16 protein-coding genes are annotated in these 15,251 nt (G+C 31.5%); 9 read left to right on the forward strand and 7 right to left on the reverse strand.

Annotated features, from left to right (window positions below; genetic code table 11):
- Positions 1-15 precede the first annotated feature (15 nt).
- The 6 genes from QM746_RS03200 to QM746_RS03225 all read right to left on the reverse strand — a co-directional run bounded on the left by QM746_RS03200 (position 16) and on the right by QM746_RS03225 (position 6,110).
- Positions 16-1,560, reverse strand: coding sequence for a sensor histidine kinase (locus QM746_RS03200; protein ID WP_414982896.1), 1,545 nt, complete (start codon positions 1,558-1,560; stop codon positions 16-18).
- Positions 1,561-1,698: 138 nt separating this feature from the next.
- Entirely contained in the window at positions 1,699-2,049 is a 351-nt protein-coding gene (locus QM746_RS03205; RefSeq protein ID WP_414982897.1) for a hypothetical protein, read from the reverse strand.
- Positions 2,050-2,076: 27 nt separating this feature from the next.
- A complete protein-coding gene (locus QM746_RS03210; RefSeq protein ID WP_414982898.1) occupies positions 2,077-2,451 on the reverse strand; it encodes a four helix bundle protein in 375 nt (124 codons plus the stop codon).
- 61 nt (positions 2,452-2,512) lie between these two features.
- A complete protein-coding gene (locus QM746_RS03215; RefSeq protein ID WP_414982899.1) occupies positions 2,513-4,555 on the reverse strand; it encodes a S9 family peptidase in 2,043 nt (680 codons plus the stop codon).
- A gap of 144 nt (positions 4,556-4,699) precedes the next feature.
- A complete protein-coding gene (locus QM746_RS03220; RefSeq protein ID WP_414982900.1) occupies positions 4,700-5,443 on the reverse strand; it encodes a uroporphyrinogen-III synthase in 744 nt (247 codons plus the stop codon).
- A 22-nt stretch (positions 5,444-5,465) separates the two neighbouring features.
- Positions 5,466-6,110 (reverse strand): DUF4271 domain-containing protein, encoded by a 645-nt coding sequence (locus QM746_RS03225; RefSeq protein WP_414982901.1) that lies wholly within the window; start codon positions 6,108-6,110, stop codon positions 5,466-5,468.
- A gap of 103 nt (positions 6,111-6,213) precedes the next feature.
- On the opposite strand from QM746_RS03225, the gene QM746_RS03230 reads away from it, so the two are divergent.
- Genes QM746_RS03230 through QM746_RS03245 form a run of 4 tightly spaced genes read left to right on the forward strand, consistent with a single transcriptional unit; the run spans position 6,214 to position 9,614 of the window.
- A complete protein-coding gene (locus QM746_RS03230) occupies positions 6,214-6,930 on the forward strand; it encodes a polyprenol monophosphomannose synthase (protein WP_414982902.1) in 717 nt (238 codons plus the stop codon).
- Positions 6,927-7,298 carry a DUF4296 domain-containing protein gene (locus QM746_RS03235; RefSeq protein ID WP_414982903.1) on the forward strand — a complete coding sequence of 124 codons (372 nt, stop codon included), beginning with the start codon at positions 6,927-6,929 and terminating at the stop codon, positions 7,296-7,298. The genes QM746_RS03230 and QM746_RS03235 overlap by 4 nt, the downstream gene beginning before the upstream one ends.
- Positions 7,299-7,322: 24 nt before the next feature.
- Positions 7,323-8,456, forward strand: coding sequence for a tRNA guanosine(34) transglycosylase Tgt (tgt, locus tag QM746_RS03240; protein WP_414982904.1), 1,134 nt, complete (start codon positions 7,323-7,325; stop codon positions 8,454-8,456).
- Positions 8,457-8,516: 60 nt separating this feature from the next.
- Positions 8,517-9,614 (forward strand): LptF/LptG family permease, encoded by a 1,098-nt coding sequence (locus QM746_RS03245; protein ID WP_414982905.1) that lies wholly within the window; start codon positions 8,517-8,519, stop codon positions 9,612-9,614.
- On the opposite strand, the gene QM746_RS03250 is transcribed toward QM746_RS03245, so the two are convergent.
- Positions 9,608-10,318, reverse strand: coding sequence for a biotin--[acetyl-CoA-carboxylase] ligase (locus QM746_RS03250; RefSeq protein ID WP_414982906.1), 711 nt, complete (start codon positions 10,316-10,318; stop codon positions 9,608-9,610). The two genes, QM746_RS03245 and QM746_RS03250, sit on opposite strands and share 7 nt — an antisense overlap.
- Positions 10,319-10,398: 80 nt before the next feature.
- Here QM746_RS03250 and rsfS point away from each other — a divergent pair, with 80 nt between their 5' ends.
- The 5 genes from rsfS to QM746_RS03275 all read left to right on the forward strand — a co-directional run bounded on the left by rsfS (position 10,399) and on the right by QM746_RS03275 (position 15,141).
- Positions 10,399-10,761 (forward strand): ribosome silencing factor, encoded by a 363-nt coding sequence (gene rsfS, locus QM746_RS03255; RefSeq protein ID WP_414982907.1) that lies wholly within the window; start codon positions 10,399-10,401, stop codon positions 10,759-10,761.
- Between the two features lie 70 nt (positions 10,762-10,831).
- On the forward strand, positions 10,832-12,823 hold the full coding sequence (ftsH, locus tag QM746_RS03260) for an ATP-dependent zinc metalloprotease FtsH (protein WP_414982908.1): 1,992 nt from the start codon (positions 10,832-10,834) through the stop codon (positions 12,821-12,823).
- A gap of 155 nt (positions 12,824-12,978) precedes the next feature.
- Positions 12,979-13,560, forward strand: a complete 582-nt coding sequence (locus QM746_RS03265) for an LUD domain-containing protein (protein ID WP_414982909.1) — start codon at positions 12,979-12,981, stop codon at positions 13,558-13,560.
- A 44-nt stretch (positions 13,561-13,604) separates the two neighbouring features.
- Positions 13,605-14,474, forward strand: coding sequence for a phosphatidate cytidylyltransferase (locus QM746_RS03270; protein ID WP_414982910.1), 870 nt, complete (start codon positions 13,605-13,607; stop codon positions 14,472-14,474).
- Positions 14,475-14,487: 13 nt separating this feature from the next.
- Positions 14,488-15,141: a phosphatidylserine decarboxylase family protein gene (locus QM746_RS03275; protein WP_414982911.1), complete on the forward strand. Its 654-nt coding sequence runs from the start codon at positions 14,488-14,490 to the stop codon at positions 15,139-15,141.
- The last annotated feature ends 110 nt before the right edge of the window (positions 15,142-15,251 follow it).

Here is a 15,251-nt window from a genome sequence, read left to right on the forward strand (position 1 = left end):
AATTTGAAATATATTTTATGTTATTGGTAATTTTAGAGTGAAAATGCTTCCTTTTCCTTTTTCAGACTCTACAATTATTTGTCCTTTGTGCATTTCGATAATTTTTTTCACATAAGAAAGTCCAAGTCCTTGCCCTTTTACATTGTGGATGTTCCCGGTTTCTTCTCTAAAGAATTTTTCGAAAATTTTGGTTTTGTTTTGTTGTTCCATTCCCATTCCTGTATCAGAAATTTGAATGATGTACCAATTGCTTTCGTTTCTGGTAGAAATCTTTATTTCTGGCGTTTCTGGCGAATATTTGTTGGCATTATCTAGTAAATTTATCAAAGCATTAGAAAGGTGAAATTCATCTACTCTTACCAAGTAATGTTCTGCTTTAAATTCTTCTGTAAGCGTTCCGTTTCTTTCTTCTACAATAAGTCTAAAAGATTTTGAAATCTCTTTAATAAGCTCTCTTACATTGGTTTCTTTCAAGAAAAGTTTCATCTCATTTCGCTCTAATTTAGACATGTTGAGAACATTTTCTACTTGTTTTTTCATTCTCAAATTTTCTTGCTTAATAAGCTTGGAGTAATACTTTACTTTTTCGGGATTTGATGCAATTTTGTCGTTGTTCAAAGAGTCTGTAGCCACAGAAATAGTCGCCAAAGGAGTTTTGAATTCGTGAGACATATTGTTGATGAAATCTGTCTTAACTTCAGAAATTTTCTTTTGTCTCATCATGTAATTAATAGAAATAATGTAAATTCCTAAAATGGTGAGCAAAGACATAAATGTTCCTAATAGCATTGGAAGATTGTTTTTTACTAATGAAGCATCTTTTCTTGGAAAAACCAACGAAAGCGTGTAAAGAATTTTGTCTTCTTTGTCTGTAAAAAGTGGATATGTGTAGTTTTTTTTGTCTTTTTGGTCTAAATAAGTGTTATTAGAAATTGCCGTCAATTTGTTTTTTTTGTCTAAAATTCCATAACCAAATTTAGAATCGATGCCTTGAGTTTTTAATTCTCGTGTAAGTACAGAATCTAATATTTTTTTGTCAACTCGTTGGTTAATAGGAAGATTTGTAGCGTTGAATTTTGCAAATTCTGTTAAAGAAAATTGTCCACTGCTAATATCCTGGCTTTGGATTGAGGAAATAATCTGAGGAGTGGTAGGGTTTTTTTTGAAATCGTACATTCCTTCGTCTTTGTAAAGCTTAAATTTTGTAATGCTGTCTCCTTTTTGAGAAATTGGGATGTCTTGTTTTTCAATAATCGTCTTCCCGAAAGAAAGAGTCGTTTTACTTAGAGAATCTTGTACTTGTTGAACGGTAAAAAGTGTTGGCTTTTTTGCATTTGAAGCTAAAGTTTTATCAAAATCTTTAAACTTTTCGTTGTACTTGCTTACTTCAATTTCGCTTATTTTTTGTGCCGAATTTTCTAATGCAGTGTGCACTTTGTTTGCAAATTCTTGTTCCAGAGAAGCGTAGTACTCTTTAAGCCAATAAAACTGCATCGAAACGAAGACTACGAGAGAAATCGTCATGAAAACAGAAAGTATCGGGATAAATTTATTGTTCATTTTCGTTTGAAAATTTTGTTAAAAATAAAAATTTAACACAAATAAAACAAAAAAAATGAAATTAAATTACATGATTTTTCTTAAAAATGAGTTTTTTAACAAATTATTGTGAAAATAATTGCTGTGCTAGTCTTTGTTTTAAGAAATTTCTAACAAATTTTCGTCTATAAAATATTGAATGATAGCTTTTTTCATGAGAAGTTGCTGTTCGTTTGGTTTCAAGTCTGGCACTTCTTCTAATTGATTGTACATTGGCCAACCGTCTTCGTCGTAATCTTCAAATTGATAATATCCAAAAGGTTCTAGCAATCTACAAACTGCAATGTGAATAAGGTTTACTTTGTCGTCTTTAGAATATTTTTGTTGTCCGCTGCCTAATTCCTGAATTCCTATTAAAAAAAGGAAGGTTTCTATGGGCGGATTTTTCTCTGTTCCGAAATTTTCTGAGAAGAAATTTTCAATTTTTATCCAAAGTTCGCTTTCTAACATAATTGATGATTGATAATTGATGAATGATTATTTTTGACTGTCAAGTTTTTCTTTTAAATATTTTTTATAACTAGCTGTTACTTTTACAATTTCTTCTGCTTCTATAAACCAGTTTTGAAGCGTTTTTTCAGCATACATTTTAATGTCTTGCATAAATTCAATCCAAAATAAAGTTTCATCTGCTTCTTCTACAACAATGCAAATTTTTGCAAATCTTTCATTCAATGATCTTGCTCTAATCATAGCTCTGTAATTAGACGCTGAAGATGATGAGGAGCGAAAAATTTGTTTTCTGATAACAGAAACTTTATCAGAATAGGGCAACTCTGAAAGATGATTAATAATATCTACAGAAAGAGAACGAGTTCTTTTTGCGAAAATTTGGTTATAGTTTTTATCCATGATAATTTTTTTTGATAAATAAATATACTCATTTGTCTATTAATATTTAATCAATTATCAATCACCTTTTATCAATCATCAAAAGAAATGCATACTCCAAAGCATCTTCTTTTAAACTTTCAAATCTTCCGGATGCACCACCATGACCAGATTTCATATCTGTTTTGAATACTAAAATATTATCATCTGTTTTTAATTCTCTCAATTTTGCCGTCCATTTTGCAGGCTCCCAATATTGCACCTGAGAATCGTGAAAACCTGTTGTAATTAAAATATTTGGATAATCTTTTTCTTCAATATTGTCATAAGGAGAGTAAGAAAGCATATAATTGTAATATTTTTTCTTTTTAGGATTTCCCCATTCGTCAAATTCTCCCGTGGTAAGCGGAATGCTCTCGTCTAGCATCGTAGTTACCACATCTACAAAAGGAACTTGCGCAATAATTCCGTTGAAAAGTATTGGTTCATAATTCATTACAGCTCCTACTAAAAGTCCTCCTGCGGAACCTCCCATAGCATATAAATGCTGAGAAGAAGTATAATTTTCTGCAACTAAATATTTTGCTGCATCAATAAAATCAAAAAAAGTATTCTTTTTGTGAAGCATTTTACCGTCTTCGTACCATTCTCTTCCCAAATATTCTCCACCTCTAATATGTGCAATGGCAAAAATGTAACCTCTGTCTAAAATAGAAAGTCTTACATTAGAAAAACTTGCATCAATGGTATGTCCGTAACTTCCATATCCGTATAAAAGAAGTGGTGTTTCGGCAGATTTTTTAGTGTCTTTATGATAAACTAAAGAAATAGGAACCTTTACTTTTCCATCTCTTGAAGGCGCCCAAATTCTTTCAGAAATATAATTGTTAGAATCGAAAGTTCCACCCAAAACTTCTTGTTGTTTCAAAAGTTTGGTTTCTCTGGTTCTCATATTGTATTCTAAAGTAGAGCCTGGTTTTGTAAGAGAAGTATATCCATATCTAAGAACTTCTGTGTCAAAATCTAAATTTATCCCAACATAAGCACTGTAAGTAGGCTCGTTAAAAGGCAAATAGTACGAAGTTTGGTCTCTGTTATTGATGATTTTCAGTTGTAATAAGCCTTCTGTTCTTTCTTCTAAAACAAAATAATCTTTAAAAATTTCGAAACCTTCTAATAAAGTTTCCTTTTTGTGAGGAATTACATCTACCCAGTTTTCTTTTGAAGGTTTTTCTGCTGGAGTTTTTACAATTTTGAAGTTGGTAGCATCTCCTTCGTTAGTGATGATGTAAAAATCATTTTCGTAATGTTCTACCGCGTATTCTAAATCGTCTTCACGTTTTTGAATAACTTTCCACTCTGCATTTACGTCGTTTGAAGGAATAAACCAATGCTCATCTGAAATAGTAGAAGAACTAGCGATGAAAATATACTCTAAAGATTTAGTTTTGAAAACATTCACATCAAAAGTTTCGTCTTCTTCATGAAAAATCAAAACATCTTCTTCTTGTTTTGTGCCAATTTTATGTCTGAAAATTTGATAAGCTCTAAGCGTTTTGTCTTTTCTAATGTAGAAAAAATGTTCGTTGTCGTTTGCCCAAACAGATTTTCCAGTTGTATTTTCAATTTTGTCTTTGTAGAATTCTCCGGTTTCTAAATTTTTAACCAAAATGGTATAAATTCTTCTCCCTAAAGTGTCTTCTGAAAATGCTGCCAGCTGATTATTTACAGAAACCGAAAAACTCCCGACATCATAGAAATCTTTGCCTTCTGCCATTTCGTTTACGTCTAGCATTAATTCTATTGTATTTTCTAAAGAAAAATGATGTCTGTAGAAAAGCGGATATTCTTTCCCGATTTGATATTTTATTACGTACCAATATTCATTAAAGAAATAAGGCAAACTCTCGTCATCTTCTTTGTAGCGAGCTTTCATTTCTTGGAAGAGCTGTTCTTGCAGTTCTTCGGTGTCTTTCATCACGAAATCTGCATAAGCGTTTTCTTCTTCTAAATATTTTATAACATCTGGGTTTTCTCTTTCGTTGAGCCAAAAATACGAGTCCGTTCTTTTGTGTCCGTGTATTTCTAGTGTTTTATCTATTTTTTTTGCTTTTGGAGCATTCATTTATGTAAGAGTATAATTGAGTTTTTATGTGAAATTTTTGCAAATATAGGTTTTCTAAAAATGAAAAAATCATCAAAACTAATTTGATGATTTTTTATATTCTGAAAAAATTTATCAACTTTTAATCAAAAAGGAGATTAAATTTTATTTTTGAGTAGCTTTTATATATTTTTCTATCGCCATCGTCATAGAAGGAGTTTCTTTAGTTGGCGCCATAATATCTACTTTTAAGCCAGCTTCTTCGGCAGCTTGTTTTGTTGATACTCCAAAAACCGCAATTTTTTTATCTCCTTGTTCAAATTTTGGGAAATTTTGAAAAAGAGATTTTATACCTTGGTGAGAGAAAAATGCAAGCATATCATATTCATCAATATTAATGTCAGACAAGTCACTTGCTACAGTTCTATACATTACAGCTTTAGTCCAATCAATTCCTGCAGTGTTTAGTACTCTTGCTGTTTCGTCTGTTAAAACGTCAGAGCAAGGCAAAAGATACTTTTCGTCATGGTGTTTTTTGAATAGCGGAGCAAGGTCTGCCATAGATTTTTCGCCAAAACTGATTTTTCTTTTTCTGTAAACAATGTGTTTTTGCAGGTAGTTTGCAATGGCTTCAGATTGACAAATGTACCTCATAGAATCTGGTACAGCGAAGCGCATTTCTTCGGCTAATCTGAAATAATGATCAATTGCATTTTTGCTGGTAAAAATAATGCCAGTGTAATTTGAAAGATCAATTTTCTGAGTTCTAAGTTCTTTAGCGTCTACGCCTTCTACGTGTATAAATGGCCTAAAGTCAATTTTTATTTTCTCTTTTTTGGCGATTTCCAAGTAAGGAGAAGACTCGGCATTCGGAGCAGGCTGTGAAACCAAAATAGATTTAATTTTCATCCTCAAAAATTCCTAATAAATATTAAATAAAGCAAAACTTCCAAACTACTAAAACAGGTAAGATTTGGAGACTGCAAATATACAAAAATTTATAATACCATTGCTTTGGTAAAATTTCCTGATTGTTAAATAGATAGTAAAGTATTTTTAATAAAAAAGCCAAAGCAACTGCTATTAAATATATTTTAAAAAATAAACGCGTGTTTAATGGTAAATAATAGTGAAGAACACTTAATCCTAAAAGAATCAAAGAATATACTAAGTAATATTTTTGTGCACTTAGTGCATAATGATTGTAATTTTTAGTGTTTTCTACACTTGCGAAGAAAAAATAAGTAATTAAGTTTTTTGCTAAATAAAAAAGTAGCAATGTAAAAAACATAAAGCCAAATTTATTAAAACTAATTCCCCAGAAGGAAAGGTTTTCTTCAATAAACTTTGGTACAATGGGTACGTATTGAGAAAATAAAACCGAAAAGCTTGTACAATATAAAATCGTTGTAATTGCCCAGCTAAGATGTGTGTTGTTTACATCTTCGAAAGGTTGTAATAGAAAGTCGTACAAAGAAATATCTCTATGCAATGTTCTAAACATAATAATATAGCACAATACAACTCCTATTACAGAGTATATTACCCAATCGTTATGTGCTACTGTTCTAATCACTTTTTATAATTTTTTGCAAAAATAAGAAAATTAAGGAATAATATTTGATTTTGGTTTTTTAAAGTATCGCCATAAAAATCATATCTTTGCAGCCAAGTTTATTATGAGAAAATTAGTAATCATACCCACCTACAACGAAAAAGAAAATGTAAGAAGTATTATTAACGCGGTTTTTGCGTTAGAACAAGACTTTCATGTTCTTATTGTAGATGATTCTTCGCCAGACGGAACGGCAAATATAGTAGAGGAAATGCGCAAAGAATTTCCTACACACCTTCATTTGCTTATTAGAAAAACTAAAGATGGTTTAGGGAAAGCATATATTGCGGGCTTTAAATGGGCTTTGGAATATGGTTTCGACTATGTTTTTGAAATGGATGCAGATTTCTCGCACAATCCGAAAGATTTGCCCAAATTATATGATGCTGCCGTAAATGCTGATATGAGCATTGGTTCTAGATATTGCAGAGGTGTAAATGTCGTAAATTGGCCAATGTCTAGAGTTTTACTTTCATATTTCGCTTCAAAATATGTAAGATTCGTATTGGGTGTTCCAATTTTTGATACCACAGCTGGTTTTGTGTGTTTTTCTAGAAAAGTTTTAGAAAATATTGGTTTAGACCAAGTTAAAATGACAGGTTATGGATTTCAGGTGGAAATGAAATATAGAACTTTTAGAAAAAAATTCCAAATTGCAGAAGTGCCTATTATTTTTACAGACAGAACTCAGGGAGAAAGCAAAATGAATGGCGGTATTATAAAAGAAGCGGTTTTTGGAGTTATTAATTTAAAATTGAAATCACTTTTTGGTAAATTATGAAAAAAATAATTTTCCTTTTTACACTTTTATTTATTTTTTCTTGCTCTGAAATTGTAGATAAACCTAAAAATCTTCTCAGCAAAGATGAAATGTCTGAGGTGATTGCAGATTTTGCAATTTATGACCAAGCTTATAGCGTTAATCCCACTAGTAATTTGGAGATTACAAGCAGATATGTTCTTAAAAAACATAAAATTACAGCAAAAGATTATAGAGATAGTTATAAATATTATATATCTCGTCCCAATCAGCTAGATAAAATCTTGAAAAATGCCAAAGAAATAATTTTGGATAAAGACCCAAAATTAGAAGGCTATATGGAAAAATTAGAAAAAAAGAATCCTAATTTACCCTCTTTCGTTAAATAATTCCTTGTAAAGAAATTTATTATAATGCAGCAATTTTTTGAAATTGAAAAAACAACTTCCGGAAAAGCTAGAGCCGGAAAAATTACTACAGACCATGGCGAAATTTTAACGCCTATTTTTATGCCGGTTGGTACCGTAGCGTCTGTGAAAACAGTGCACCAGCACGAATTAAAAGAAGATATAAAAGCTCAAATTATATTAGGAAATACTTATCATCTTTATCTAAGACCTGGTATGGAAATTATGCAAGAAGCAGGAGGATTGCATCAATTTATGAATTGGGATAAGCCTATTCTTACAGATTCTGGTGGTTATCAGGTGTTTTCGCTTTCTTCAAGTAGAAAAATGACGGAAGAAGGCGTGAGATTTAAGTCACATATTGATGGGAGTTATCATTTCATTTCACCAGAAAAATCTATGGAAATTCAGCGTCAAATAGGAGCAGATATTTTTATGGCATTTGACGAGTGTACACCTTACCCTTGCGAATACAATCAAGCAAAATTGTCAATGGAACTTACGCATCGTTGGTTAAAAAGATGTATTGATTGGACAAACGAAAATAAAGAAATTTATGGGCACAAACAGCACCTTTTTCCAATTGTTCAAGGTTCTACTTATTCGGATTTAAGAAAAATTTCCGCCGAAGTAATTGCAGAATCTGGAGCTGATGGTAATGCTATTGGTGGACTTTCTGTGGGCGAACCCGAAGAAGAAATGTACAGAATTACCAATGAAGTTACCGATATTCTTCCCAAAGAAAAACCAAGATATTTAATGGGAGTTGGTACTCCTTGGAATATTATCGAAAGTATTGGCTTAGGAATTGATATGATGGATTGTGTAATGCCAACCAGAAATGCCAGAAACGCCATGCTTTTTACTTGGCAAGGTGTAATGAATATGAAAAATAAAAAATGGGAAAAAGATTTTTCTCCGCTAGATGAATTTGGGACAAGTTATGTGGATAGAGATTATAGCAAAGCTTATGTTCGTCATCTATTTGTTGCAAAAGAATATTTGGCAAAACAAATTGCTTCCATTCATAATTTAGCATTTTATTTGGATTTGGTAAAAGTAGCCAGAGAACATATTGTTGCAGGAGATTTCTACGAGTGGAAAGAACAAATAATTCCTCAGTTGAAACAAAGACTGTAATATAGTTACTAATTAATAAAACGATTTTAGAATTTCATAAAATATCGATTTTACCAATTAATGAAGATTTTAGACAAATACATTATCAAAAAATATATGGGAACGTTAGCCTTCATGCTAGTGCTCTTGTCTATAATAATTGTGGTGATAGATGTACAAAGTAAAGCTCCAAGGATTGAGACGAATGGTTATACCGTAGGATATTTCCTTTTGCACTTTTATCCTTATTTAATGCTCTATTATCTTATTACTTTTTTCTCTATTTTGGTGTTTATTTCGGTAATTTATTTTACTTCCAGAATCGCGAATAACACAGAAATTGTTGCTTATATAAGTAGTGGTGCAAGTTTTCACAGATTTGCAAAGCCTTATCTTATAGCCTCTCTCATTATAGCCTTTTGTATTTTAATGGTGAATCACTTCATTTTGCCTTGGTCTAATATTAAGAAAAATGAATTAGAAGTTTATACCATGAACACGGTAAATAGAGAGAAATTAACAGCTAATGCGCAGATTTCTACTCAGCTTAATCCTAATGAATATATTTTTATAAATAGCTACAGCAGGCAATCTAACAGAGGTTCTGGTTATCTTTACCAGGAATTTGATAAAAATAAGAAGCTACTTCATCAGATTAATGCTTCAGAAATTTATTGGGACGAAAAAAAGAAATTATTTATCATTAACAATTATTTAGAAAAAACAATTGGCAAAAACGATACGGAAATTCTGAAAAACGGAGATACTAAATTGCAAAATTTCAAACATCCACCAGAAGAACTTTTTCCTAATGAATTGCTTGGGCAGAACAAAACAACGCCAGATTTAATAAGATTTATAAAGAGAGAAACAGAAAAAGGAAACAGCAATATAAACGTTTATCAAAACGAGTTGCATCAGCGTACAGCAATGCCTGTTTCAATTATAATTCTCACATTTTTAGCACTTTCTCTTTCTTCTCAGAAAAAAAGAGGCGGACTTGGGATGAATTTGGCACTCGGTATTGCCTTGGCTTTTATCTTTGTGTTTTCATTCGAGATTTTGAAAGTTGTAGCCGCTGAGAATAACTCTATTCCGCCACTTTTAGCAATGTGGATTCCTAATATTATTTTTGGGTCTTTGGCATTTTATCTTTATTGGAAAAGAGCCAATCAATAGAGCAGTTCAATTTCTTTGTGAAAGAATTTTTGCAAACCGTCATTTTCTAATTCAATCCACAGAAAGCCATTATTGTCAGCATTTTGTATTATGCCATTTTGTCTTACTTTGTCTTTTTCAAAAACCGAAATAGTATTCTTTTTGTAAAGATTTTGGTTGTAAAGTTCTAAAATGTTTTCAGGAATATTTTCTGTCATTAATTTTTCAGAAATGTAATGATATAGGCTTTCGGCAAAGTTTTTCAAATCGAATTTTAAATTAGTTTGAGATAAAATAGAACCTGCTTTTGGTAGGTTTTCGAAATTTTCTTGCAAAATATTAATACCAATTCCACTTACTAAATAATTTCCTTTTTTTTCGAAGAGCATTCCACAGATTTTCTTATTTTTAAGGATTAAATCGTTCGGCCATTTTATTTTTACTTCGGTTTTGGTCAAATTGGCAATAAAATCTCGAACCAAAATTGCGGTATAATAATTGAAGAGAATATCAGAGCAAGAAATTTTTTGAGTTTTTATAGCAAAGGAAAAAGCAAGATTTTCATTGGCAAGGATTTTCCACTTGTTGCCATATTGCCCTCTCCCATTGGTTTGGTTGAAGGTGTAAATCGCTAAAAAGTCTTCTTCAAGATGAGAAAGATTTATAAAATCTATGATTTCATCATTGGTTGAAGAACACTGAGGTAGATAAATTAGGCTTTTCATTTAACAAAACTTTATGTAACTATAATCACCAAAAACTAAAGAAAAAACAATAAATTTGCAGTTAAACTTAATATTTTTGAATGAGTAAAAATACAGAAAAAGAACAATTAATAGCTAAAATTGTAGAAGCAATACAAGATACAAAAGGTGAAGATATCAAAATACTAGACCTTACCAAAATAGAAAACTCTGTGGCAGAATACTTTGTTATCTGTAGCGGTAATTCTAATACGCAAGTTTCGTCTATTGCCGGAAATGTAGAAAAAAAAGTTAGAAACGAACTAAAAGACAGACCTTGGCATGTAGAAGGTAGCGAAAATGCAATGTGGGTTTTGGTAGATTACATTTCTGTAGTAGTTCACATTTTCCAAAAACAAATCAGAGATTATTACGAAATTGAAGAACTTTGGGGAGATGCCAAAGTGATTAGCGTAGAACCTTAATCATACTAAAAACCATTTTTCGATAAAGTTTTTCCTGAAATTTTATCGAAAATTTTAATGAATTTATCCAATGAAAGAAAAAAGCGGTTTTAATTGGTTTTATCTAGTGGTTCTTTTGATAATAGGAATCACAGTATATCCATTACTAAATATGCAATCTAGTAAAACGGTTACAGAAAGTGGCGTTTTTACTCTATTAAAAGACAAAAAAATACAAAGAATTGTGGTGTACACAGATACACCTAGTGCAGATATTTATCTTACTAAAGAAGCAAAAGCAAAATTGGTAGATAAAGCTGACAATAAAACAGAAAATCCTCTTTTGCCTGCAATGAAACAAGGTCCAGATTATGAATTTAATTATGGTAACTTGCAATATTTTCAACAAAAGTTAGATAATTTCCAAAAAGCAAATCCTCAAGCAAGCAATGTTGAGATTAAGTATGACGAAGCAGGTTCTTCTACTCAAAGTTTAATTGTAAATGCTTTAATTTGGTTTGGAATTATGGGGCTTATCTACTATTTCCTTTTCAGAAAAATGGGAGGAGCTGGTGGTCCTGGTGGGCAAATTTTTAGCATTGGTAAATCCAGAGCAAAACTTTTTGACGAAAACGAAAAAGTACAAGTTACTTTCAAAGATGTTGCCGGATTAGAAGGTGCAAAAGAAGAAGTGCAAGAAGTAGTAGATTTTCTTAAAAATTCAGAAAAATATACAAAACTTGGAGGTAAAATTCCAAAAGGAGTTCTTTTGGTAGGGCCTCCAGGAACGGGTAAAACCTTATTGGCAAAAGCTGTGGCTGGAGAAGCAAAAGTTCCTTTTTTCTCATTATCTGGTTCAGATTTTGTGGAAATGTTTGTGGGAGTTGGTGCTTCTAGAGTTAGAGATTTATTTGCTCAAGCTAAAGCAAAATCTCCAGCAATTATTTTTATAGATGAAATAGACGCTATTGGTAGAGCAAGAGGAAAAGGAGGTTTCCAAGGAGGTAATGATGAGAGAGAAAATACGCTTAATCAACTTCTTACAGAAATGGATGGTTTTGGTACAGATACCAATGTAATTGTGATGGCAGCTACCAACAGAGCAGATATTTTAGATAAAGCATTGTTAAGAGCTGGACGTTTTGACCGTTCTATCTATGTAGATTTACCAGAATTGCACGAAAGAAAAGAAATTTTTGATGTTCATTTAGCTAAAATTAAATTAGATAATGAAGTTGATAGAGATTTCTTGGCAAAACAAACTCCTGGTTTTTCTGGTGCTGATATAGCCAATGTTTGTAATGAAGCAGCACTAATTGCCGCTAGAAATGAACACGAAACCGTTACAAAACAAGATTTCTTAGACGCTGTAGATAGAATTATCGGCGGTCTTGAAAAGAAAAATAAAGCCATAAAACCATCTGAAAAGAAAAGAATTGCATTCCACGAAGCTGGACATGCTACAGTTTCTTGGTTGTTAGAACACGCTGCTCCGCTTCTTAAAGTTACTATTGTACCAAGAGGAAGAAGTTTAGGCGCGGCTTGGTATTTGCCAGAAGAAAGACAAATTAATACTACAGAACAGCTTTTAGACGAAATGTGTTCTTTGCTTGGTGGTAGAGCTGCAGAGCAAGTAGCATTAGGGAACTATTCTACTGGCGCTCAAAACGATTTAGAAAGAGCTTACAAACAAGCCAATGCAATGGTTACCATCTATGGATTGAGTGATAAAGTGGGACATCTTTCTTATTATGACAGTTCTGGTCAATCAGATTATTCTTTTTCAAAACCTTATTCTGAAAAAACTGCTGAAATTATTGATGACGAAATTAAAGATTTTATCGATAAACAATATACCAGAGCAATCAATATTCTTACAGAGAATAGAGATAAATTAGATGCTCTTGCTCAAAAATTATTAGATAAAGAAGTTATTTTTAGAGAAGATTTAGAAGAAATTTTCGGAAAAAGAGCTTGGGACCCAGAATTAACCGAGAAACCAGTTACTCAAACTGTGGAAGCTGAAACTCCTGAAACTGAAGAGAAAATCTCTGAAGAAAATCCGCAAGAAGCTCAGAATTAATATCTTAAAAAATAGATAAATTTAATCCCAATTGATTTGTAAATAATAATCAATTGGGATTTTTTCTTTTTTGCAATTTATATCTTTGATATATAGCAAGTTTCTAAATTATTTTATATTTTTGTTGTTAGCTAAATTTTTAAATTAATAAAAAGTTGAGTATATTCAAGAAGTTTGTTAGCAAAATCCTAAATCAGGAAGAGCCGGAGGATGAAAGCAACGTTACCAAATTGGCAGATCAGTTAAAAAATGCTGATCTTGATTATAAGTTTGCTCAACTTTTCACTACTTCTGGTGGTTTTTTCAATTATTGCGGAGACGAAGCCGAAGCTTTGCATACGCTTAATCAAATTGTGAAAATTGAAGGAGTTAGCAATGTTTTTTGTTGCGACGAAGATTTGCAAAATTTTCTTAATGTTACCAAAACTCATTTTACCAATACTTTAGATATTAATAATGATGCTGCTTTCATTACTTGCGAATTTCTTATCGCTTTTGATGGAAGAATAATGCTTTCTGCCAATAATATCTTACATTATCACTCTTCCAGATTGCCAGAAAAAATTATTATTATGGCGAATGTTTCTCAGATTGTGAGCAACCTTAATGAAGCGATGATGAAAATTAAAAGAAGAGGAAATGTAAGAAATCTTACCTCTATTAGCGGAAGCCAATCAAAATTAGATTCTCCTAATCAAGATAATTCTAAACTTTTCTTACTTTTGCTGGAAGATTAATTTCTTCAAATTATTGGGATTTACCTTTTTCAAATTATTTCAAATTGGATAAAAATTTAATTCAAAGATTATTTTCGGGAGCAATTTATGGGTTGCTTATTTTTTTGTGTACTACAGATTACGGAGCGAAATTAGTAAATGTTATTTCTCCTAATTTAGTAAAACAAGAACAACTATATTACGGTTTAATAACCTTTTTTGTAGCAGTAGGAGCTTATGAATGCGTTAAAATAATGAAATTTGATAGCGCTTTGTATAAATGGTTGGTGTTTCCAGTTATTATTTTTGTTTACTACAAATTATTTACTATAAGATATTTTAATCAAGGTTTTTATTTTAACTATAATTTGTCCGAAATTTTAGCTTTATCACTCATTATAATTGCCTGCATTACTTTATTCAGATTCTCATCAGAATTATACTATGACGAAGGCAAATTGATATTCACGGTAATCTACGTTTCACTTCCTTTTGGTTTTGCTTTGGGCTTACCGAAATTTTACGATGGTACTTTTACTTGGGAAGTTTTCTTATTATTTGTGTTAATTTGGAGTAGCGATTCTTTTGCTTATTTTACAGGAAGATTATTCGGGAAGCACAAAATGGCACCGAAAATTTCACCTAAAAAAACGTGGGAAGGATTTGTTGGCGGAGTAATTTTTACTTTAATTTTAGGATATTTCATCGAGCTAAAATTTCCAGAATTAAGAGGAAATTGGATAATTGTAGGTTTTTTGGTATCTGTTTTTGCGCCAATTGGTGATTTGGTAGAAAGTCAGTTAAAGAGAACTTTTGGTGTTAAAGACAGTGGAAACATCATTCCCGGACATGGTGGCGTTTTAGATAGATTAGATAGTTTTATAATCGCCGCACCTGTTGTATATTTGTATTTTATTTTAGAAAATTTATTTTAAGGACATAAAAATTATGAAACTTCATAAAGAAAGTAAAGGAACCATTGTTGTAGCAACTATTATTGTTGCTTTGTTTACCTTTTTATCGGTACATTATTTAGAAATGTATTCTCTAGTTGTAATTGTTCCGTTGTTTGTATTATATGGTTTGGTTTTCTGGTTTTTCAGAGTTCCTAAAAGAGAAATTTTAGACCATAAAGAAAATGTAATAGCACCAGTTGACGGAAAAGTGGTGATGATAAAAGAAGTTTTCGAAGACGAATTTTTAAAAGATAAAGCTATACAAGTTTCTATATTTATGTCTCCGCTTAATGTACATATTTGTAGATATCCTGTTTCTGGAAATGTAATTTACAAGAAATATCATCCCGGAAAATATTTAGTAGCGTGGCACGAAAAATCTTCAACTGAAAACGAAAGAACTACAGTTGCTATAGAAAGCAGAACCAATCATAAAGTGGTGTTTCGTCAAATTGCGGGTTATGTAGCGCGTAGAATTGTTTTCTATTGTACTTTGGGAGACGAAGCAAAAGCGGGACATGAGTTTGGCTTCATTAAATTCGGTTCTAGAATGGATGTTTTCTTACCTTTAGATTCAGAAATTATCTGTAAAATTGGTGATAAAACCAAAGGCGGTGTAGATATAATCGCTAGAATGAAGGAATAAAGTTCACGCAAAGGCGTAAAATTTATAACGCAAAGAGCGCAAAAAAATAAAAACCGCAAAGAACTAAATCTTTGCGGTTTTTTTATGTTTGAATATCAGAAATTTATAAA

Origin of the sequence: Cloacibacterium sp. (genome assembly GCF_047601505.1) — a bacterium.
In the GTDB taxonomy this organism is placed as follows: domain Bacteria; phylum Bacteroidota; class Bacteroidia; order Flavobacteriales; family Weeksellaceae; genus Cloacibacterium.

Bases quoted from the DNA above. Each gene is read 5' to 3' on its own strand.
- QM746_RS03200 (WP_414982896.1), bottom strand. From the start codon at position 1,560: ATGAACAATAAATTTATCCCGATACTTTCTGTTTTCATGACGATTTCT.
- QM746_RS03205 (WP_414982897.1), bottom strand. From the start codon at position 2,049: ATGTTAGAAAGCGAACTTTGGATAAAAATTGAAAATTTCTTCTCAGAA.
- QM746_RS03210 (WP_414982898.1), bottom strand. From the start codon at position 2,451: ATGGATAAAAACTATAACCAAATTTTCGCAAAAAGAACTCGTTCTCTT.
- QM746_RS03215 (WP_414982899.1), bottom strand. From the start codon at position 4,555: ATGAATGCTCCAAAAGCAAAAAAAATAGATAAAACACTAGAAATACAC.
- QM746_RS03220 (WP_414982900.1), bottom strand. From the start codon at position 5,443: ATGAAAATTAAATCTATTTTGGTTTCACAGCCTGCTCCGAATGCCGAG.
- QM746_RS03230 (WP_414982902.1), top strand. From the start codon at position 6,214: ATGAGAAAATTAGTAATCATACCCACCTACAACGAAAAAGAAAATGTA.
- QM746_RS03235 (WP_414982903.1), top strand. From the start codon at position 6,927: ATGAAAAAAATAATTTTCCTTTTTACACTTTTATTTATTTTTTCTTGC.
- tgt (WP_414982904.1), top strand. From the start codon at position 7,323: ATGCAGCAATTTTTTGAAATTGAAAAAACAACTTCCGGAAAAGCTAGA.
- QM746_RS03245 (WP_414982905.1), top strand. From the start codon at position 8,517: ATGAAGATTTTAGACAAATACATTATCAAAAAATATATGGGAACGTTA.
- QM746_RS03250 (WP_414982906.1), bottom strand. From the start codon at position 10,318: ATGAAAAGCCTAATTTATCTACCTCAGTGTTCTTCAACCAATGATGAA.
- rsfS (WP_414982907.1), top strand. From the start codon at position 10,399: ATGAGTAAAAATACAGAAAAAGAACAATTAATAGCTAAAATTGTAGAA.
- ftsH (WP_414982908.1), top strand. From the start codon at position 10,832: ATGAAAGAAAAAAGCGGTTTTAATTGGTTTTATCTAGTGGTTCTTTTG.
- QM746_RS03275 (WP_414982911.1), top strand. From the start codon at position 14,488: ATGAAACTTCATAAAGAAAGTAAAGGAACCATTGTTGTAGCAACTATT.